Source organism: Serratia proteamaculans (genome assembly GCF_946227095.1).
GTDB classification, from domain to species: Bacteria; Pseudomonadota; Gammaproteobacteria; order Enterobacterales; family Enterobacteriaceae; genus Serratia; species Serratia proteamaculans_E.
Map to the genome: position 1 here is coordinate 115,632 of NZ_CAMISV010000008.1, position 13,932 is coordinate 129,563.

At 57.4% G+C, this 13,932-nt stretch carries 13 protein-coding genes; 11 read left to right on the forward strand and 2 right to left on the reverse strand.

Annotation, left to right across the window (positions count from 1 at the left end):
• Positions 1 to 118 precede the first annotated feature (118 nt).
• From fadI to sixA, 3 genes are all read left to right on the forward strand, one after another.
• On the forward strand, positions 119 to 1,429 hold the full coding sequence (gene fadI, locus OC597_RS17010; RefSeq protein WP_262209698.1) for an acetyl-CoA C-acyltransferase FadI: 1,311 nt from the start codon (positions 119 to 121) through the stop codon (positions 1,427 to 1,429).
• Positions 1,429 to 3,594 (forward strand): fatty acid oxidation complex subunit alpha FadJ, encoded by a 2,166-nt coding sequence (fadJ, locus tag OC597_RS17015; protein ID WP_262209699.1) that lies wholly within the window; start codon positions 1,429 to 1,431, stop codon positions 3,592 to 3,594. Before fadI ends, fadJ begins: the two co-directional genes overlap by 1 nt.
• Before the next feature lie 406 nt (positions 3,595 to 4,000).
• Positions 4,001 to 4,483, forward strand: coding sequence for a phosphohistidine phosphatase SixA (gene sixA / locus OC597_RS17020; protein ID WP_262209701.1), 483 nt, complete (start codon positions 4,001 to 4,003; stop codon positions 4,481 to 4,483).
• Positions 4,484 to 4,547: 64 nt separating this feature from the next.
• On the opposite strand, the gene smrB is transcribed toward sixA, so the two are convergent.
• Positions 4,548 to 5,078 (reverse strand): endonuclease SmrB, encoded by a 531-nt coding sequence (smrB, locus tag OC597_RS17025; protein WP_099065657.1) that lies wholly within the window; start codon positions 5,076 to 5,078, stop codon positions 4,548 to 4,550.
• A 170-nt stretch (positions 5,079 to 5,248) separates the two neighbouring features.
• On the opposite strand from smrB, the gene prmB reads away from it, so the two are divergent.
• From prmB to OC597_RS17055, 6 genes are all read left to right on the forward strand, one after another.
• Positions 5,249 to 6,181: a 50S ribosomal protein L3 N(5)-glutamine methyltransferase gene (gene prmB, locus OC597_RS17030; protein ID WP_037423765.1), complete on the forward strand. Its 933-nt coding sequence runs from the start codon at positions 5,249 to 5,251 to the stop codon at positions 6,179 to 6,181.
• 62 nt (positions 6,182 to 6,243) lie between these two features.
• Positions 6,244 to 7,329, forward strand: coding sequence for a chorismate synthase (gene aroC, locus OC597_RS17035; RefSeq protein ID WP_262209705.1), 1,086 nt, complete (start codon positions 6,244 to 6,246; stop codon positions 7,327 to 7,329).
• Between the two features lie 5 nt (positions 7,330 to 7,334).
• Complete coding sequence (gene mepA, locus OC597_RS17040) at positions 7,335 to 8,162, forward strand: penicillin-insensitive murein endopeptidase (protein WP_262209706.1); 828 nt, start codon at positions 7,335 to 7,337, stop codon at positions 8,160 to 8,162.
• 3 nt (positions 8,163 to 8,165) lie between these two features.
• Positions 8,166 to 8,966 carry a sulfite exporter TauE/SafE family protein gene (locus tag OC597_RS17045; RefSeq protein WP_261258323.1) on the forward strand — a complete coding sequence of 267 codons (801 nt, stop codon included), beginning with the start codon at positions 8,166 to 8,168 and terminating at the stop codon, positions 8,964 to 8,966.
• A gap of 64 nt (positions 8,967 to 9,030) precedes the next feature.
• On the forward strand, positions 9,031 to 9,588 hold the full coding sequence (locus tag OC597_RS17050) for an elongation factor P hydroxylase (protein ID WP_135317403.1): 558 nt from the start codon (positions 9,031 to 9,033) through the stop codon (positions 9,586 to 9,588).
• Between the two features lie 31 nt (positions 9,589 to 9,619).
• The gene (locus OC597_RS17055) at positions 9,620 to 9,901 is read left to right on the forward strand and encodes a YfcL family protein (protein WP_085117875.1); all 282 of its coding nucleotides are present in this window, start codon (positions 9,620 to 9,622) and stop codon (positions 9,899 to 9,901) included.
• Between the two features lie 50 nt (positions 9,902 to 9,951).
• Here OC597_RS17055 and mnmC read toward each other — a convergent pair whose 3' ends face one another.
• The gene (gene mnmC / locus OC597_RS17060; protein ID WP_262209709.1) at positions 9,952 to 11,973 is read right to left on the reverse strand and encodes a bifunctional tRNA (5-methylaminomethyl-2-thiouridine)(34)-methyltransferase MnmC2/FAD-dependent 5-carboxymethylaminomethyl-2-thiouridine(34) oxidoreductase MnmC1; all 2,022 of its coding nucleotides are present in this window, start codon (positions 11,971 to 11,973) and stop codon (positions 9,952 to 9,954) included.
• Positions 11,974 to 12,143: 170 nt separating this feature from the next.
• Between mnmC and fabB the strand changes: the two genes are divergently transcribed.
• Positions 12,144 to 13,358 (forward strand): beta-ketoacyl-ACP synthase I, encoded by a 1,215-nt coding sequence (gene fabB, locus OC597_RS17065; RefSeq protein WP_012146081.1) that lies wholly within the window; start codon positions 12,144 to 12,146, stop codon positions 13,356 to 13,358.
• Positions 13,359 to 13,567: 209 nt separating this feature from the next.
• Entirely contained in the window at positions 13,568 to 13,789 is a 222-nt protein-coding gene (locus tag OC597_RS17070; protein ID WP_004947462.1) for a putative periplasmic lipoprotein, read from the forward strand.
• Positions 13,790 to 13,932 lie beyond the last annotated feature (143 nt).

Below are 13,932 nucleotides of genomic sequence, written 5' to 3' on the forward strand. Positions count from 1 at the left end.
TGCTCTCAGTTTTCACTTCTGCCGGTTTGCCAAATATAAACATTTGGTTAACAATGACCCCATCAGGTCAGACCTCTTTTTAGCCGTTGCGCTGACGTTATTCTCTTCAGGAGCGTTTATGAGTAAGGCACTGCCGTTGGTGACCCGTCACGGTGACCGTATTGCGATTGTAAATGGACTGCGCACTCCCTTTGCCAAACAGGCGACCGCTTATCACGGTATTCCGGCGGTGGATTTGGGTAAAACGGCGGTGAGTGAATTGTTGGCCCGCAGCGGTATCGATCCTGCGTTGATCGAACAGTTGGTGTTTGGTCAGGTGGTGCAAATGCCTGAAGCACCGAATATCGCGCGTGAAATTGTGCTCGGTACCGGCATGAGTGTGCATACCGATGCCTACAGCGTGTCGCGTGCCTGCGCCACCAGCTTCCAGGCGATTGCCAACGTGGCGGAAAGCATCATGGCCGGCAGCATCAGTATCGGCATTGCCGGTGGCGCTGACTCTTCCTCCGTACTGCCTATTGGCGTCAGCAAAGCGCTGGCGCGTACATTGGTGGACGTCAACAAGGCTCGTACCCTGTCACAACGCCTCAAGCTGTTCAGCCGACTGAAGTTCCGTGACCTGATGCCGGTCCCCCCGGCGGTGGCGGAATACTCTACCGGTCTGCGTATGGGTGATACTGCCGAGCAAATGGCGAAAAGCCACGGCATCACCCGGGAAGAGCAGGATGCGCTGGCGCACCGTTCTCATCAGTTGGCGGCCAAAGCCTGGGAGCTGGGGCTATTGCACGATGAGGTGATGACCGCCTACGTGCCGCCATACCGCACGCAAATCACCGAAGACAATAACGTCCGCAAAGACTCCAGCCTGGCCTCCTACGCGAAGCTGAAACCGGCATTTGACCGCAAGCATGGCAGCGTTACCGCGGCCAACAGCACGCCGCTGACCGACGGCGCGGCGGCGGTGCTGATGATGAGTGAATCACGGGCGAAAGAATTGGGGCTGCAGCCGCTGGGCTACCTGCGCAGCTTTGCCTTCTCCGCCATCGACGTGTGGGAAGACATGCTGCTCGGGCCGTCTTACGCCACGCCGCTGGCCTTGGATCGCGCCGGTATCGGTCTGGACGACCTGACACTGATCGACATGCACGAAGCCTTTGCTGCGCAAACCCTGGCCAACCTGAAGATGTTTGCCAGCGACGAGTTCGCCCAGCAAAAATTGGGTCGCAGCCGGGCGATTGGCGTGGTAGACATGGATAAATTCAACGTATTGGGCGGCTCGATTGCCTACGGCCACCCATTTGCCGCTACCGGCGCGCGCATGATCACCCAAACGCTGCACGAGCTGAAACGCCGTGGCGGCGGACTGGGATTGACTACCGCCTGTGCCGCCGGGGGGTTAGGGGCCGCAATGATCGTAGAGGTGGAATAATGAGCTTTGAAAATGCATTGCACGAACAGCGAGCCAAACCCTCAGCCTTTCAGCTGACGATACGTCCGGACAACATTGGCGTGATTACCATTGATGTTCCGGGTGAGAAGGTGAATACGCTGAAGGCCGAGTTTGTCGAACAGGTCAACGACGTACTGATCCGCGCGCAGCAACACCCGGCATTGGAAGGGCTGGTGATCATTTCCGGCAAGCCGGACTCATTTATTGCCGGTGCGGACATCACCATGATTGCCGCCTGTAGCACCGCCAAAGAAGCCGAGGCGCTGGCGAAAAAAGGGCAGAGCACGCTGGCACAGATTGCCGCGTTCCAGGTTCCGGTGGTGGCGGCAATTCACGGTGCTTGTCTTGGCGGCGGGCTGGAGTTGGCTTTGGCCTGCCACGGTCGCGTCTGTTCGCTGGATGATAAAACCGCCCTCGGCCTGCCGGAAGTTCAGTTGGGTTTGCTGCCGGGTTCCGGCGGCACCCAGCGTTTGCCACGGTTGATCGGCGCCAGCAAGGCGCTGGATATGATCCTCACCGGCAAACATATTCGGGCGCGTCAGGCATTGCGTATGGGACTGGTGGACGATGCGGTGCCGCAGTCGATTTTGTTGCAGGCCGCCATTGAGCGAGTCAAACAGGGCTGGCAGAGTCGGCGTGAATTGCCATGGCAGGAGCGTCTGCTCAACGGCCCATTGGGGAAAAGCCTGCTGTTCAGCATTGTGCGCAAGAAAACGCTGGAAAAAACCCACGGTAACTACCCAGCAGCAGAACGCATTATTCAGGTGGTGCGCACCGGCCTGGATCACGGCAGCGCCAGCGGTTATGAAGCCGAGGCTCGCGCCTTTGGCGAACTGGCCATGACACCGCAGTCGGCGGCGTTACGCAGCCTGTTCTTTGCCTCCACCACGCTGAAGAAAGAGCGCGGTGGCAATGCACAACCTCATGAATTGCACCGCATCGGTATTTTAGGTGGCGGCCTGATGGGCGGGGGTATCGCGTGCGTCACCGCCACGCGCGGCGGCCTGCCGGTACGAATTAAAGACGTTAACGAAACGGGCATTAACCACGCGTTGAAATACAGCTGGGATGTGCTCAGCAAGCGGGTTCGCAGCAAACGCATGCGCCCGATGGAGCGGCAAAAGCAGATGATGCTGATCTCCGGCTCGACCGATTACACCGGCTTTGAACAGGTGGATGTGGTGATTGAGGCGGTGTTTGAAGACTTGTCCCTGAAGCAGCAGATGGTGGCTGAGATCGAACAGCACGCTGCGCCGCACACCATTTTTGCCTCCAATACCTCATCGCTGCCGATTGGCCAGATCGCCGCCAGGGCGCAGCGGCCGGAGCAGGTGATCGGCCTGCATTATTTCAGCCCGGTAGATAAAATGCCGTTGGTTGAGGTGATCCCGCATGCCACGACCAGTGAAGAAACCATAGCCACCACCGTGGCGTTGGCGCACAAGCAGGGCAAGACGGCGATTGTGGTGGCCGATCGCGCCGGTTTCTACGTTAACCGCATTTTGGCTCCTTATATAAATGAAGCGGCGCGCTGCCTGTTGGAAGGCGAGCCTATCGAAGCGCTGGACAAGGCGCTGGTTGATTTCGGCTTCCCGGTGGGGCCGATAACCCTGCTCGATGAAGTGGGCATTGACGTCGGTACCAAGATTATCCCGGTGCTGGTGGAACAGTTGGGGCCGCGCTTTGCCGCCCCGGCGGCTTTCGATGCGGTGCTGAAAGACGGGCGAAAAGGGCGCAAAAACGGCCGTGGCTTCTATCTGTATCCGAGCGAAGGCCAGCAGCGCCAGCGGAACAAACGTGCCGATACCTCGCTGTATATTCTGTTGGGCATTACACCGAAGTCGCATTTGCAGCCGGCGGTTATCGCGCAGCGATGCGTGATGATGATGCTGAACGAAGCGGCGCGCTGTCTGGACGAAGGTGTGATCCGCAGTGCACGCGACGGTGACATCGGCGCGGTGTTCGGCATTGGCTTCCCACCGTTCCTTGGCGGGCCATTCCGTTATATGGACCAGTTGGGCGCCGAGAAGGTGGTTAAAACGCTGGAGCACCTGCAGCGGCAGCACGGGGAATATTTTGCGCCCTGTGAACGCCTGCAGCGCATGGCTCAGCAGGGGGAACGTTTCTACCCGCAGGGGGCGTGAGCGGCACGGTGACGTGATTTGTACTAGAGTAGGATCAAGGATGCATTGTGATCGTTATCACTCCTTGCAACACCAGTAATCCCGGACCCTATACAGGGAGATAGGGACGAGGTAACGTAACCCGATGGCGGTGAAACCCTGGCCGCCATCAATAAAATTCATGATGAAAAGGTTAAAATTTAACCTGTTGAATTGGTTGTTAAGTGAGCGCCTAATAGGTATCAAGACGCCATTGATGTAAAAAACAGCGTTTTCTTTACGTGAACTTTCAGGCAAAATGCCCGGCCGCCATAAAGAGACGGCGCGTTATCGTTTCAAAGCTTTTGCTTTGGGGTTGTAAAACTCGGCGATACAGCACGCTCGGCGTTTCTGTATAGCGTTATTTTGTCAACAACAGCGGTGCAATATGCAAGTTTTGATTATGCGTCACGGAGAGGCGGCACTTGATGCGGCCAGCGATTTGGTAAGACCTCTTACTGTTTGTGGCCGTGATGAGTCACGTCAGATGGCGGCCTGGTTAAATACCAAGTCTGTGGATATTGAACGAGTGCTGGTCAGCCCCTATCTGCGGGCCGAGCAGACGCTGGCCACGGTGCGCGAAGCCTTAAGCTTGCCGGCAAGCGAAGAAGTGCTGCCTGAGCTGACGCCGGGCGGGGATGCCAGCCTGGTGGGCAGTTATCTGCAGGTGCTGGCGCAGCAGGGGATCACCTCGGTGCTGATTGTCTCCCACTTACCGCTGGTGGGTTATCTGGTGGCAGAACTTTGCCCGGGTGAATGCCCGCCGATGTTTGCCACCTCGGCGATCGCCAATGTCGATCTGGCGGCTGACGGCAGCTGCGGTAAATTTGAATGGCAGGTCAGTCCATCACAGGTGATGGCTAAAGTGTAGGGGCCGCAGGTCGGTTCCAAACAAAAGGGCGATGTTTAACATCGCCCTTTGTCATTTCTGCAGTTTACTCGGCCAGTTCGACCAGCAGCAGGATCGCCGCCGTGCCGCCCCATTCTTTGGGCGCCTGATGGAACACCAGTACGTCGGGGTGCTGCGCCAGCCACAGTGGGGTTTGCTGTTTAAGGATGTGCTTGCCGTGGCCGTGCATCACACAGGCGCAGTGCACGTGTTCGCGTCGACAAGCGGCGATCAATGCGCCCAGTTCCTGCTTGGCCTGCATTTGGGTCAGGCCGTGCAAATCGAGAAACAGTTCTGGCGAATAGTCGCCGCGACGCAGTTTTTTCAGCTCAAAGGCGCTGTAACCGGGGCGCACATAGCGCGTCGGCCCTTCCTCTTCCAACTGTGGTTGGTATTCATCCGAGAAATAATAACTGGCGTCGACCTGTTCCTGCAGCAGGCGCTGCGGGGCAATTTGTTTGGTTTTTGGCTTCGGTTTACGGTGGACAATGGTGTCCTGACGCAGCTTCTTTGCGTCTACTACCGACTCTCTGAAGAGCTGCAATTCATCTTTGCTCAGAGGGTGCTTGTTCTTCATTTTTTATTCACCGGAAATCATTTATCGCGGTAGTTTACCGTGTCGCGGGTATCTGTCGACGCAAAATTCGCGCCAAAATGAAAAGCGCAAGGGGTTAGCGTGATTTGTCGCGGGCTTCATGGCAAACTATGCGGCTAAATCATGAATCACAGTGCCTGCCGGAGGGCAAATTGGACAAAATTTTCGTCGAGGAAGCAGTGAATGAACTGCACACCATTCAAGATATGCTGCGTTGGACAGTAAGCCGTTTCAACGCCGCCGATATCTACTATGGTCACGGAACCGATAATCCGTGGGACGAAGCGGTGCAATTGGTGCTGCCAAGCCTGTTCCTGCCGCTGGATATTCCAGAGGACATGCACACCGCACGTTTGACCTCCAGCGAGCGCCACCGCATCGTTGAACGCGTGATCCGCCGCGTCAACGAGCGCATTCCGGTAGCCTACCTGACTAACAAAGCCTGGTTCTGCGACCTGGAGTTTTATGTCGATGAGCGCGTGCTGGTTCCGCGTTCCCCGATTGGCGAACTGATCAACGATCGCTTTAGCGCGCTGATCCCTCATCCGCCGAGCCACATTCTCGACATGTGTACCGGCAGCGGCTGTATCGCCATTGCCTGCGGCTACGCTTTCCCGGAAGCGGAAGTGGACGCGGTAGACATCTCCGCCGACGTGCTGGCGGTGACCGAGCGCAATATTCAGGCGCTGGGTGTTGAACAGCAGGTGACTCCTATCCGTTCCGATCTGTTCCGCGACGTTCCCGCGATCCAGTACGATTTGATCGTCACCAACCCACCGTATGTCGATGCAGAAGACATGTCCGATCTGCCGCAGGAATTCCGCTTTGAACCTGAGCTGGGCCTGGCGGCGGGCAGCGACGGCCTGAAGCTGGTGCGTCGCATTCTGGCCTGTGCGCCGGATTACCTGAGCGACGACGGCGTGCTGATTTGTGAAGTGGGTAACAGCATGGTACATCTGATGGAACAGTATCCGGATATTCCGTTCAACTGGCTGGAGTTTGAAAACGGCGGTGACGGGGTGTTCATGCTGACCAAACAGCAACTGGTAGATTGCAAGGATCATTTCAGCCTCTACCGCAGCTAAGCATTCTTCGGGCCGGCTTTGGCGGGCCCAACAAAGATAATAATTAAGGGTAAGGATCCGCGATGGCAGGAAACAGTATTGGGCAGATTTTCCGCGTCACCACTTTTGGTGAATCTCACGGTGTGGCGCTGGGATGTATCGTAGACGGCGTGCCACCGGGCATTCCGCTTACCGAAGCTGATTTGCAGCACGATCTGGACCGCCGCCGTCCGGGCACCTCGCGTTATACCACTCAACGCCGCGAGCCGGATCAGGTGCGCATTCTTTCCGGCGTGTTTGAAGGCGTGACCACCGGCACCAGTATTGGGTTGATGATCGAAAACACCGACCAGCGTTCGCAGGACTACGGTGCTATCAAAGACGTGTTCCGTCCGGGACATGCCGATTATACCTACGAACAAAAATACGGCGTGCGCGACTACCGTGGCGGTGGCCGTTCTTCGGCGCGCGAAACTGCAATGCGCGTTGCGGCAGGGGCAATTGCCAAGAAATACCTGCAGCAGAAATTCGGTGTGCAGGTGCGCGGCTATCTGGCGCAAATCGGTGATGTGGTCTGTGAGCTGAAAGACTGGGAGCAGGTCGAACAAAACCCGTTCTTCTGTCCGGATCCAGACAAGCTGGAAGCCTTGGACGAACTGATGCGTGCGCTGAAGAAAGAGGGCGACTCCATTGGTGCCAAAGTCAGCGTAGTGGCAGAAAACGTGCCGGTTGGCCTCGGTGAACCGGTGTTTGACCGCCTCGACGCGGATTTGGCGCATGCGCTGATGAGCATCAATGCGGTTAAAGGCGTGGAAATCGGCGACGGCTTTAGCGTTGTGACCAAGCGCGGCAGCGAAAACCGTGATGAAATCACCCCGGAAGGTTTCCAGAGCAACCATGCTGGCGGCATTCTCGGCGGCATCAGCAGCGGCCAGGAGGTGATTGCGCATCTGGCGCTGAAACCGACTTCCAGCATTATGGTGCCGGGCAGAACCATCAATCGCCAGGGCGAAGCGGTGGAAATGGTCACCCGTGGCCGCCACGATCCTTGTGTAGGCATCCGTGCGGTACCGATCGCCGAAGCGATGATGGCGATTGTGCTGATGGATCACCTGTTGCGCCAACGTGCGCAGAACGGTGATGTGGTTTCTAACGTTCCACGCTGGTAATCACCATGAAAAACTGGATGTTGGGCATCGTTGCCCTGATGGCTTCGGGCTCTGCCATGGCGTTGACACCGTGGCAAAAAATCGATCACCCGGTGGCCGGTGCGCCGCAGGCGGTGGGCGGTTTTGCCAATGGTTGCGTGATCGGCGCCCAGCCGCTGCCGCTGAACTCGCCGGATTATCAGGTGATGCGTCCCGATCAACGCCGCTATTTCGGTCACCCGGATTTGCTGGCGTTTATTCAGCGTCTGAGCAGCAAGGCGAACCAAAAAAACCTCGGTACGGTGCTGATCGGCGATATGGCGATGCCGGCCGGCGGGCGCTTTAGCAGCGGTCATGCCAGCCATCAGTCCGGGCTTGATGTAGACATTTGGCTGCAGTTGCCACGCCAACGCTGGAGTGCGCAACAACTGTTGAAGCCGCAGCCGATCGATTTGGTTTCCAGCGACGGCAAGCAGGTGGTCGCACGCCAGTGGCAGCCGCAGATTGAAACTTTGATCAAAGCGGCGGCGCAGGATCAGGAAGTGACGCGTATCTTCGTCAATCCGGCGATCAAGCAGCGTCTGTGCCTGGATGCCGGTGCCGATCGTGACTGGTTGCACAAGGTACGGCCGTGGTTTGGGCATCGTGCGCACATGCATGTGCGTCTGCGTTGTCCTGCCGGTAGCCTGGAGTGTAAAGAACAGGATACCCCGCCACCGGGTGACGGCTGTGGTGCCGAACTGGCAAGCTGGTTCGTTCCGCATCAGCCAAGCGCCAAACCGGGCAAACCGGTGCCGCCGCCTTTACCGCCAACCTGTCAGGCTTTGCTGAATAACCATTTCGCTGCGGAATAATAAATGGATTGGTTCGTCGTTGGCCCCGAGATGCTCGGGGTCTTGTTTGTGGTGGCATTGCTGGCGGGGTTTATCGACTCGATTGCCGGTGGTGGTGGCCTGTTGACCGTCCCGGCGCTGTTGGCGGTGGGCGTTCCCCCGGCGCAGGCGCTGGCGACCAACAAGCTGCAATCGGTGGGCGGTTCCTTCTCCGCCAGCCTGTACTTTATCCGCCGGCGAGCCGTCGATCTCAAAGATCAGAAACTGACGATCCTGTTGGCGCTGATCGGCTCCGTCGCCGGGACCATCCTGGTGCAGCACATGCGCGCCGATCTGCTGCGGCAAATGCTGCCGTTACTGGTGATCGGCATCGGCCTGTACTTTCTGCTGACTCCGCGCTTGGGGGAAAATGACCGGCAGCGTCGTTTGAGCGCCTTGCCGTTCGGCCTGGTGGCCGGGGGCTGCGTAGGTTTTTACGATGGCTTCTTTGGCCCCGGTGCCGGTTCCTTCTACGCACTGGCCTATGTGACGCTGTGTGGCTTTAACCTGGCCAAGTCCACCGCCCACGCCAAGGTGCTGAACTTCACTTCCAACTTTGGCAGCCTGGTGTTGTTTATCATCGGCGGCAAAGTGGTGTGGAGTATCGGTTTGGTGATGCTGGTAGGGCAGGTGCTGGGTGCCCGTCTCGGGGCGCATATGGTGATGACCCGTGGGCAGAAGTTGATCCGCCCGATGATCGTCATCGTTTCGCTGGTGATGAGCTGCAAGCTGATATACGACAATCACGGTACGGAAATTCAGCAGTGGCTGGCATTGCATATTTAGCATGCCAAGAGAGCGGTAAAGTGAAATAATTACCTCTTTATTTTTGTGGTTATTGGATTTGTTTATGTCAGACACACAGGCTACCCATCAATACGAACAGCTGATTGATATCTTTAATCAGTGCTTCAGTGATGATTACAATACCCGGCTGGTCAAGGGCGACGATGAGCCCATCTATCTGCCGGCCGACGACGAGTTGCCATACCACCGCATCGTCTTTGCCCATGGCTATTACGCCAGCGGCATGCATGAAATCTCTCACTGGTGCATTGCCGGTGAGCAGCGCCGCAAACTGGTCGACTTCGGTTACTGGTACTGCCCGGACGGGCGCGATGCACAGACGCAAAGCGAATTCGAAGCGGTAGAAATCAAGCCGCAGTCGTTGGAGTGGATGTTCTGCGTGGCGGCCGGTTTTCCGTTCAACGTCAGTTGCGACAACCTGAACGGCGATTGCGAGCCGGATCGCATTGCCTTCCAGCGTAAAGTGCGTGAACGGGTGCTGTTGCTGCTGGAACAGGGAATACCCACAAGACCTGCGCGCTTTATTCAGGCGTTACAATCGTTTTACAATACGCCACCGCTGACGGCCGAGCTTTTCCCCTATCCGGAAGATCTCAATTGACCGTCAGTTTGTTATTTAATGAGGAAATTTGATGATCGCAGAATTCGAAGCGCGCATTTTGGCGCTGATTGATGACATGGTAGAGCACGCCAGCGATGATGAACTGTTTGCCGGTGGCTACCTGCGCGGTCATCTGACGCTGGCGGTTGCCGAAGTGGAAGAACAGGGCGATCACACCGCTGAAGCGTTGAAGGCACAGGTGGAAAATAGCCTGGATAAAGCCATCGCCGCCGGTGAACTGTCGCCACCGGACCAGGTTCTGGTGTATGGCATGTGGGAAACCCTGTACCAAACCGCGTTGCCGACTGCCTGATCCGCTTTACAGGACGCTGGCAACAGCGTCCTGTAAAATGCTGATTAAACCTAAACCGCACGCCCCTTCAGTAATTTTCTTACCCATATCCGGTTCGGATTCAACGCCGCCATCATCTGGGCGTCACCCGGCAAGGGCTCGCCGAACAGCTGTGCCGCTAAAATTTCCGCCGCCAGCGGTGCCGAGCACAAACCACGTGAACCTAACGCGCCAATCACAAACAGATTTGGATAGGTTGGTGCATTGGCAATAGCCTCACCGCGCTGATGTTGGCGCTGCAGATCCTGATACTGGGTCAGCGTCGCCTGGTAGTCCGGCACTGCGCCAATCATCGGCAGATGATCGCGGGTAGCGCTACGCACGCCGCAGCGGGCGTGGTGACCGCTGACGTCCACCTGCAGCGGCCAGCTCTGATCCGGCAGGCAACGCAGCAGGCGGGCTCGGTTATCCTGCTGTTCTTCTTCGCGGTATTCGGTGGCGGTTTCGCCGCGCTGGTAGCTGGCGCCAATACAGTGCTGCTGGTTATGAGGATTGACCGGCGTCAGGTAGCCGTCGTAACACAGCACCTGCTTTAACTCACTCAGCTGCGGGGTGGTGGGGATGTGGGAGACTTGACCGCGCACCGCATAAACCGGCAACGCTTCGCTTTGCGCCAGTTCGCCAAGCTGATGGCCGTTAGCCAAGATCACCGTCGCATGCTGTCGGGGCTCACCCTGGCGAAAGCTAAGCTGCCAGCCGCTGTCGGTGGCGGTCAGAGCGCGGACATCAGATTGATACTGACAGCTCAGCCCCTGACCTTGCGCCAGGGCAATTGCACTGCGCGTCAGCTCGGCCGGGCACAGCCAACCGCCCTGAGGGTAGTGAATGCCGCCAAAGCCGCTGTCAATGCCGCACAGGGCGCTGAGCGTGGTGCGATCGGCCGCCATGGCCAGTTCCTGCGGCCATTCAACCGCCAGCATGTTGGCAATCTTCCCGGCGCTCTTCTCATCAAAAGCTAACTGACTGACGCCGCACCACTGGTGATCGAACGCCACGCCCTGTTGTACCAGCGCATCGTACTGACGGCGGGCAAACAGGAAGGCGGCGCTGAAGAAGTTTTCCAGTGCATCACCCCGGCCGTTCAACAACGGGTAGAGCGCGCCCTGACGGTTGCCGGATGCTCCTTCGGCCGGTTGCGAATCGGCACAGTACAGCGTGACCTTCGCACCCCGTCGCAACAGGGCGAGGGCGGTCAAGGCGCTGGCAACACCGCCGCCGATGATGGCGATATCATCGGTATGCTCCGCCGCCGGGCGCAACAGCCAGGGGGTGGGATGGGCGATCGCGGGCGCATCGGCAGGCAGTTCGCCAATCAGCATTTCACGTTTCTGGCCGAAACCTTTGCTCTTGATGACCTCAAATCCGGCCTGCTGAAGCCCACGGCGTACGAAACCGGCGGCGGTAAAGGTGGCAAGGCTGCCTCCTGGCCGGGCAAAGCGTGCCATGGCGGCGAACAGCTGTTCGGTCCACATATCCGGATTTTTTGACGGGGCGAACCCGTCGAGGAACCAGGCGTCGATTTGGCGGTTCATACTGGCGTCAAAGTGTGGCAGCAATTCGTTCACATCGCCAAACCACAGGTCCAGCGTAATGCGGCCTTCCGCCAGCAGCAGGCGGTGGCAGCCCGGTAGCGGTAACGGCCATTGGGCGCGTAATTCATCGGCATAGGGGGCCAGCTCCGGCCAACGCGCATGTGCCGCCGCCAGATCGGCCTGCAGCAGCGGGTATTTTTCAAAGCTGATAAAGTGCAGTCGCTGCAGCGTGGCGCTCGGCGTGGTCGCACGAAAGGCGGCAAAGGCCTGCCACAGGGTTAAAAAATTAAGTCCGGTGCCGAAGCCGGTTTCCGCGACGATAAACAGCGGGCGAGGGTGTTCGGCAAAACGTAGCGGCAGTCGGTTGCCCTTGAGAAACACGTAGCGGGTTTCTTCCAGCCCATCCTGATTAGAAAAGTAGACGTCATCAAACTGTTTCGAAACAGGTGTACCCTGTTCATTCCAGGATAACGCTGCGGTTTGGATCGGGGCGTGGCTCACGGTTAGTTGCTCGTAACTCAAGGGGTGACGGGATTCTAACGGCGCTGGCGCTATGGCGCAAACTGGATAAGAATAAAGCTGAAAAACGCTGATCGGACTTGTTCGGCGTACATCTGTACGCTAAAGTGCGATGCAAAATCCCGAATGTAAAATTGTGGAAGAGGTATTGAATGAAACGTGCAGTGATTACTGGCCTGGGAATCGTCTCCAGCATTGGTAACAACCAGCAGGAGGTCCTGGCGAGCCTGCAGGAAGGACGTTCTGGGATCACTTTCTCCCAGGAGCTGAAAGATTCCGGCATGCGTAGTCACGTATGGGGCGATGTTAAACTGGACACCACCGGTCTGATCGACCGTAAAGTTATGCGCTTTATGAGCGATGCGTCCGTTTATGCCTATCTTTCCATGGAAGAAGCCATCAAAGACTCAGGTCTGGCTGCCGATCAGGTTTCCAACGATCGCACCGGTCTGGTTGTTGGCTCAGGTGGCGGCTCTCCACGCAATCAGGTTGCTGGATCCGACGGCATGCGTGCCAAAGGCCTGCGCGGCGTTGGCCCGTACATGGTGACCAAGGCTATGGCTTCAGGCGTTTCCGCCTGCCTGGCAACCCCGTTCAAAATTCGTGGCGTTAACTATTCCATCAGCTCTGCCTGCGCAACCTCTGCACACTGCATTGGCCACGCGGTTGAACTGATCCAACTGGGCAAGCAGGACGTGGTCTTTGCCGGTGGCGGTGAAGAACTGTGCTGGGAAATGGCCTGTGAGTTCGATGCGATGGGCGCACTGTCCACCAGCTACAACGACACCCCGGAAAAAGCTTCCCGTACCTATGACGCAGCGCGTGACGGTTTCGTCATCGCCGGCGGCGGCGGTATGGTGGTCGTCGAAGAGCTGGAACACGCTCTGGCGCGTGGCGCACACATCTATGCCGAGATCATCGGCTACGGTGCGACCTCTGACGGTGCAGACATGGTTGCACCATCAGGCGAAGGCGCAGTGCGTTGCATGAAGATGGCAATGCAGGGCGTTGATACCCCAATCGACTACATGAACGTGCACGGGACTTCCACGCCGGTTGGCGATGTGAAAGAACTGGGCGCTATCCGTGAAGTGTTTGGCGACAACACCCCGGCAATCTCCTCCACCAAGGCCATGACCGGTCACTCACTGGGCGCCGCTGGCGTGCAGGAAGCGATCTACAGCCTGTTGATGGTTGAGCACGGCTTTATTGCGCCGAGCATCAACATCGAAAACCTGGATGAGAAAGCCGCAGGCATGAACATCGTGACTCAGCCGACTCAACGTGAGCTGACTACCGTAATGTCCAACAGCTTCGGCTTCGGCGGCACCAACGCCACGTTGGTCATGCGTAAACTGCAGAAGTAATTCCGGCCTCAAGGTTGTCGATCAAGCCCGCGTTTTCGCGGGCTTTTTACTGCCTGCAGACCTTACCGGGGGCCGTTCGGAGTTATCCCAAATTACATCTTCTGACGGATCATTAACGCTTCGTTCAGCCTTTTGCGCATACAATGGCTCAATAGCGCGAATATCACTCGGCGTAGTATTTCAGAGTGATCGAACATTGAGGCAAAAGTATGAAAAAGTTAATTGCGGTTGGGCTGCTGTCGGTATTTCTGGCTGGGTGCGCGACTGAATCACCTTGTGTCCCGGTCTATGACGATCAGGGGCGTCTGGTGCACACCAACACCTGTATGAAAGGCACTACTCAGGATAACTGGGAAACCGCAGGCGCCATTGCCGGTGGTGCGGCGGCGGTTGCCGGTCTGACGTTGGGTATCATCGCGTTAACCAAATAATCCCCGGTCGGTGAATATCTCCGTATCAAGCCCAGCAAAAGCTGGGCTTTTTCTTTGGTTGAGACGCCACCGGTTGATTGATATCAAAGAATTTTAATTTCCACTTCGCCGGTGAATGCCGCTTTGTCAGCGGGTGTAAATTC

Bases quoted from the DNA above. Each gene is read 5' to 3' on its own strand.
- fadI (WP_262209698.1), top strand. From the start codon at position 119: ATGAGTAAGGCACTGCCGTTGGTGACCCGTCACGGTGACCGTATTGCG.
- fadJ (WP_262209699.1), top strand. From the start codon at position 1,429: ATGAGCTTTGAAAATGCATTGCACGAACAGCGAGCCAAACCCTCAGCC.
- sixA (WP_262209701.1), top strand. From the start codon at position 4,001: ATGCAAGTTTTGATTATGCGTCACGGAGAGGCGGCACTTGATGCGGCC.
- smrB (WP_099065657.1), bottom strand. From the start codon at position 5,078: ATGAAGAACAAGCACCCTCTGAGCAAAGATGAATTGCAGCTCTTCAGA.
- aroC (WP_262209705.1), top strand. From the start codon at position 6,244: ATGGCAGGAAACAGTATTGGGCAGATTTTCCGCGTCACCACTTTTGGT.
- mepA (WP_262209706.1), top strand. From the start codon at position 7,335: ATGAAAAACTGGATGTTGGGCATCGTTGCCCTGATGGCTTCGGGCTCT.
- OC597_RS17045 (WP_261258323.1), top strand. From the start codon at position 8,166: ATGGATTGGTTCGTCGTTGGCCCCGAGATGCTCGGGGTCTTGTTTGTG.
- OC597_RS17050 (WP_135317403.1), top strand. From the start codon at position 9,031: ATGTCAGACACACAGGCTACCCATCAATACGAACAGCTGATTGATATC.
- OC597_RS17055 (WP_085117875.1), top strand. From the start codon at position 9,620: ATGATCGCAGAATTCGAAGCGCGCATTTTGGCGCTGATTGATGACATG.
- fabB (WP_012146081.1), top strand. From the start codon at position 12,144: ATGAAACGTGCAGTGATTACTGGCCTGGGAATCGTCTCCAGCATTGGT.
- OC597_RS17070 (WP_004947462.1), top strand. From the start codon at position 13,568: ATGAAAAAGTTAATTGCGGTTGGGCTGCTGTCGGTATTTCTGGCTGGG.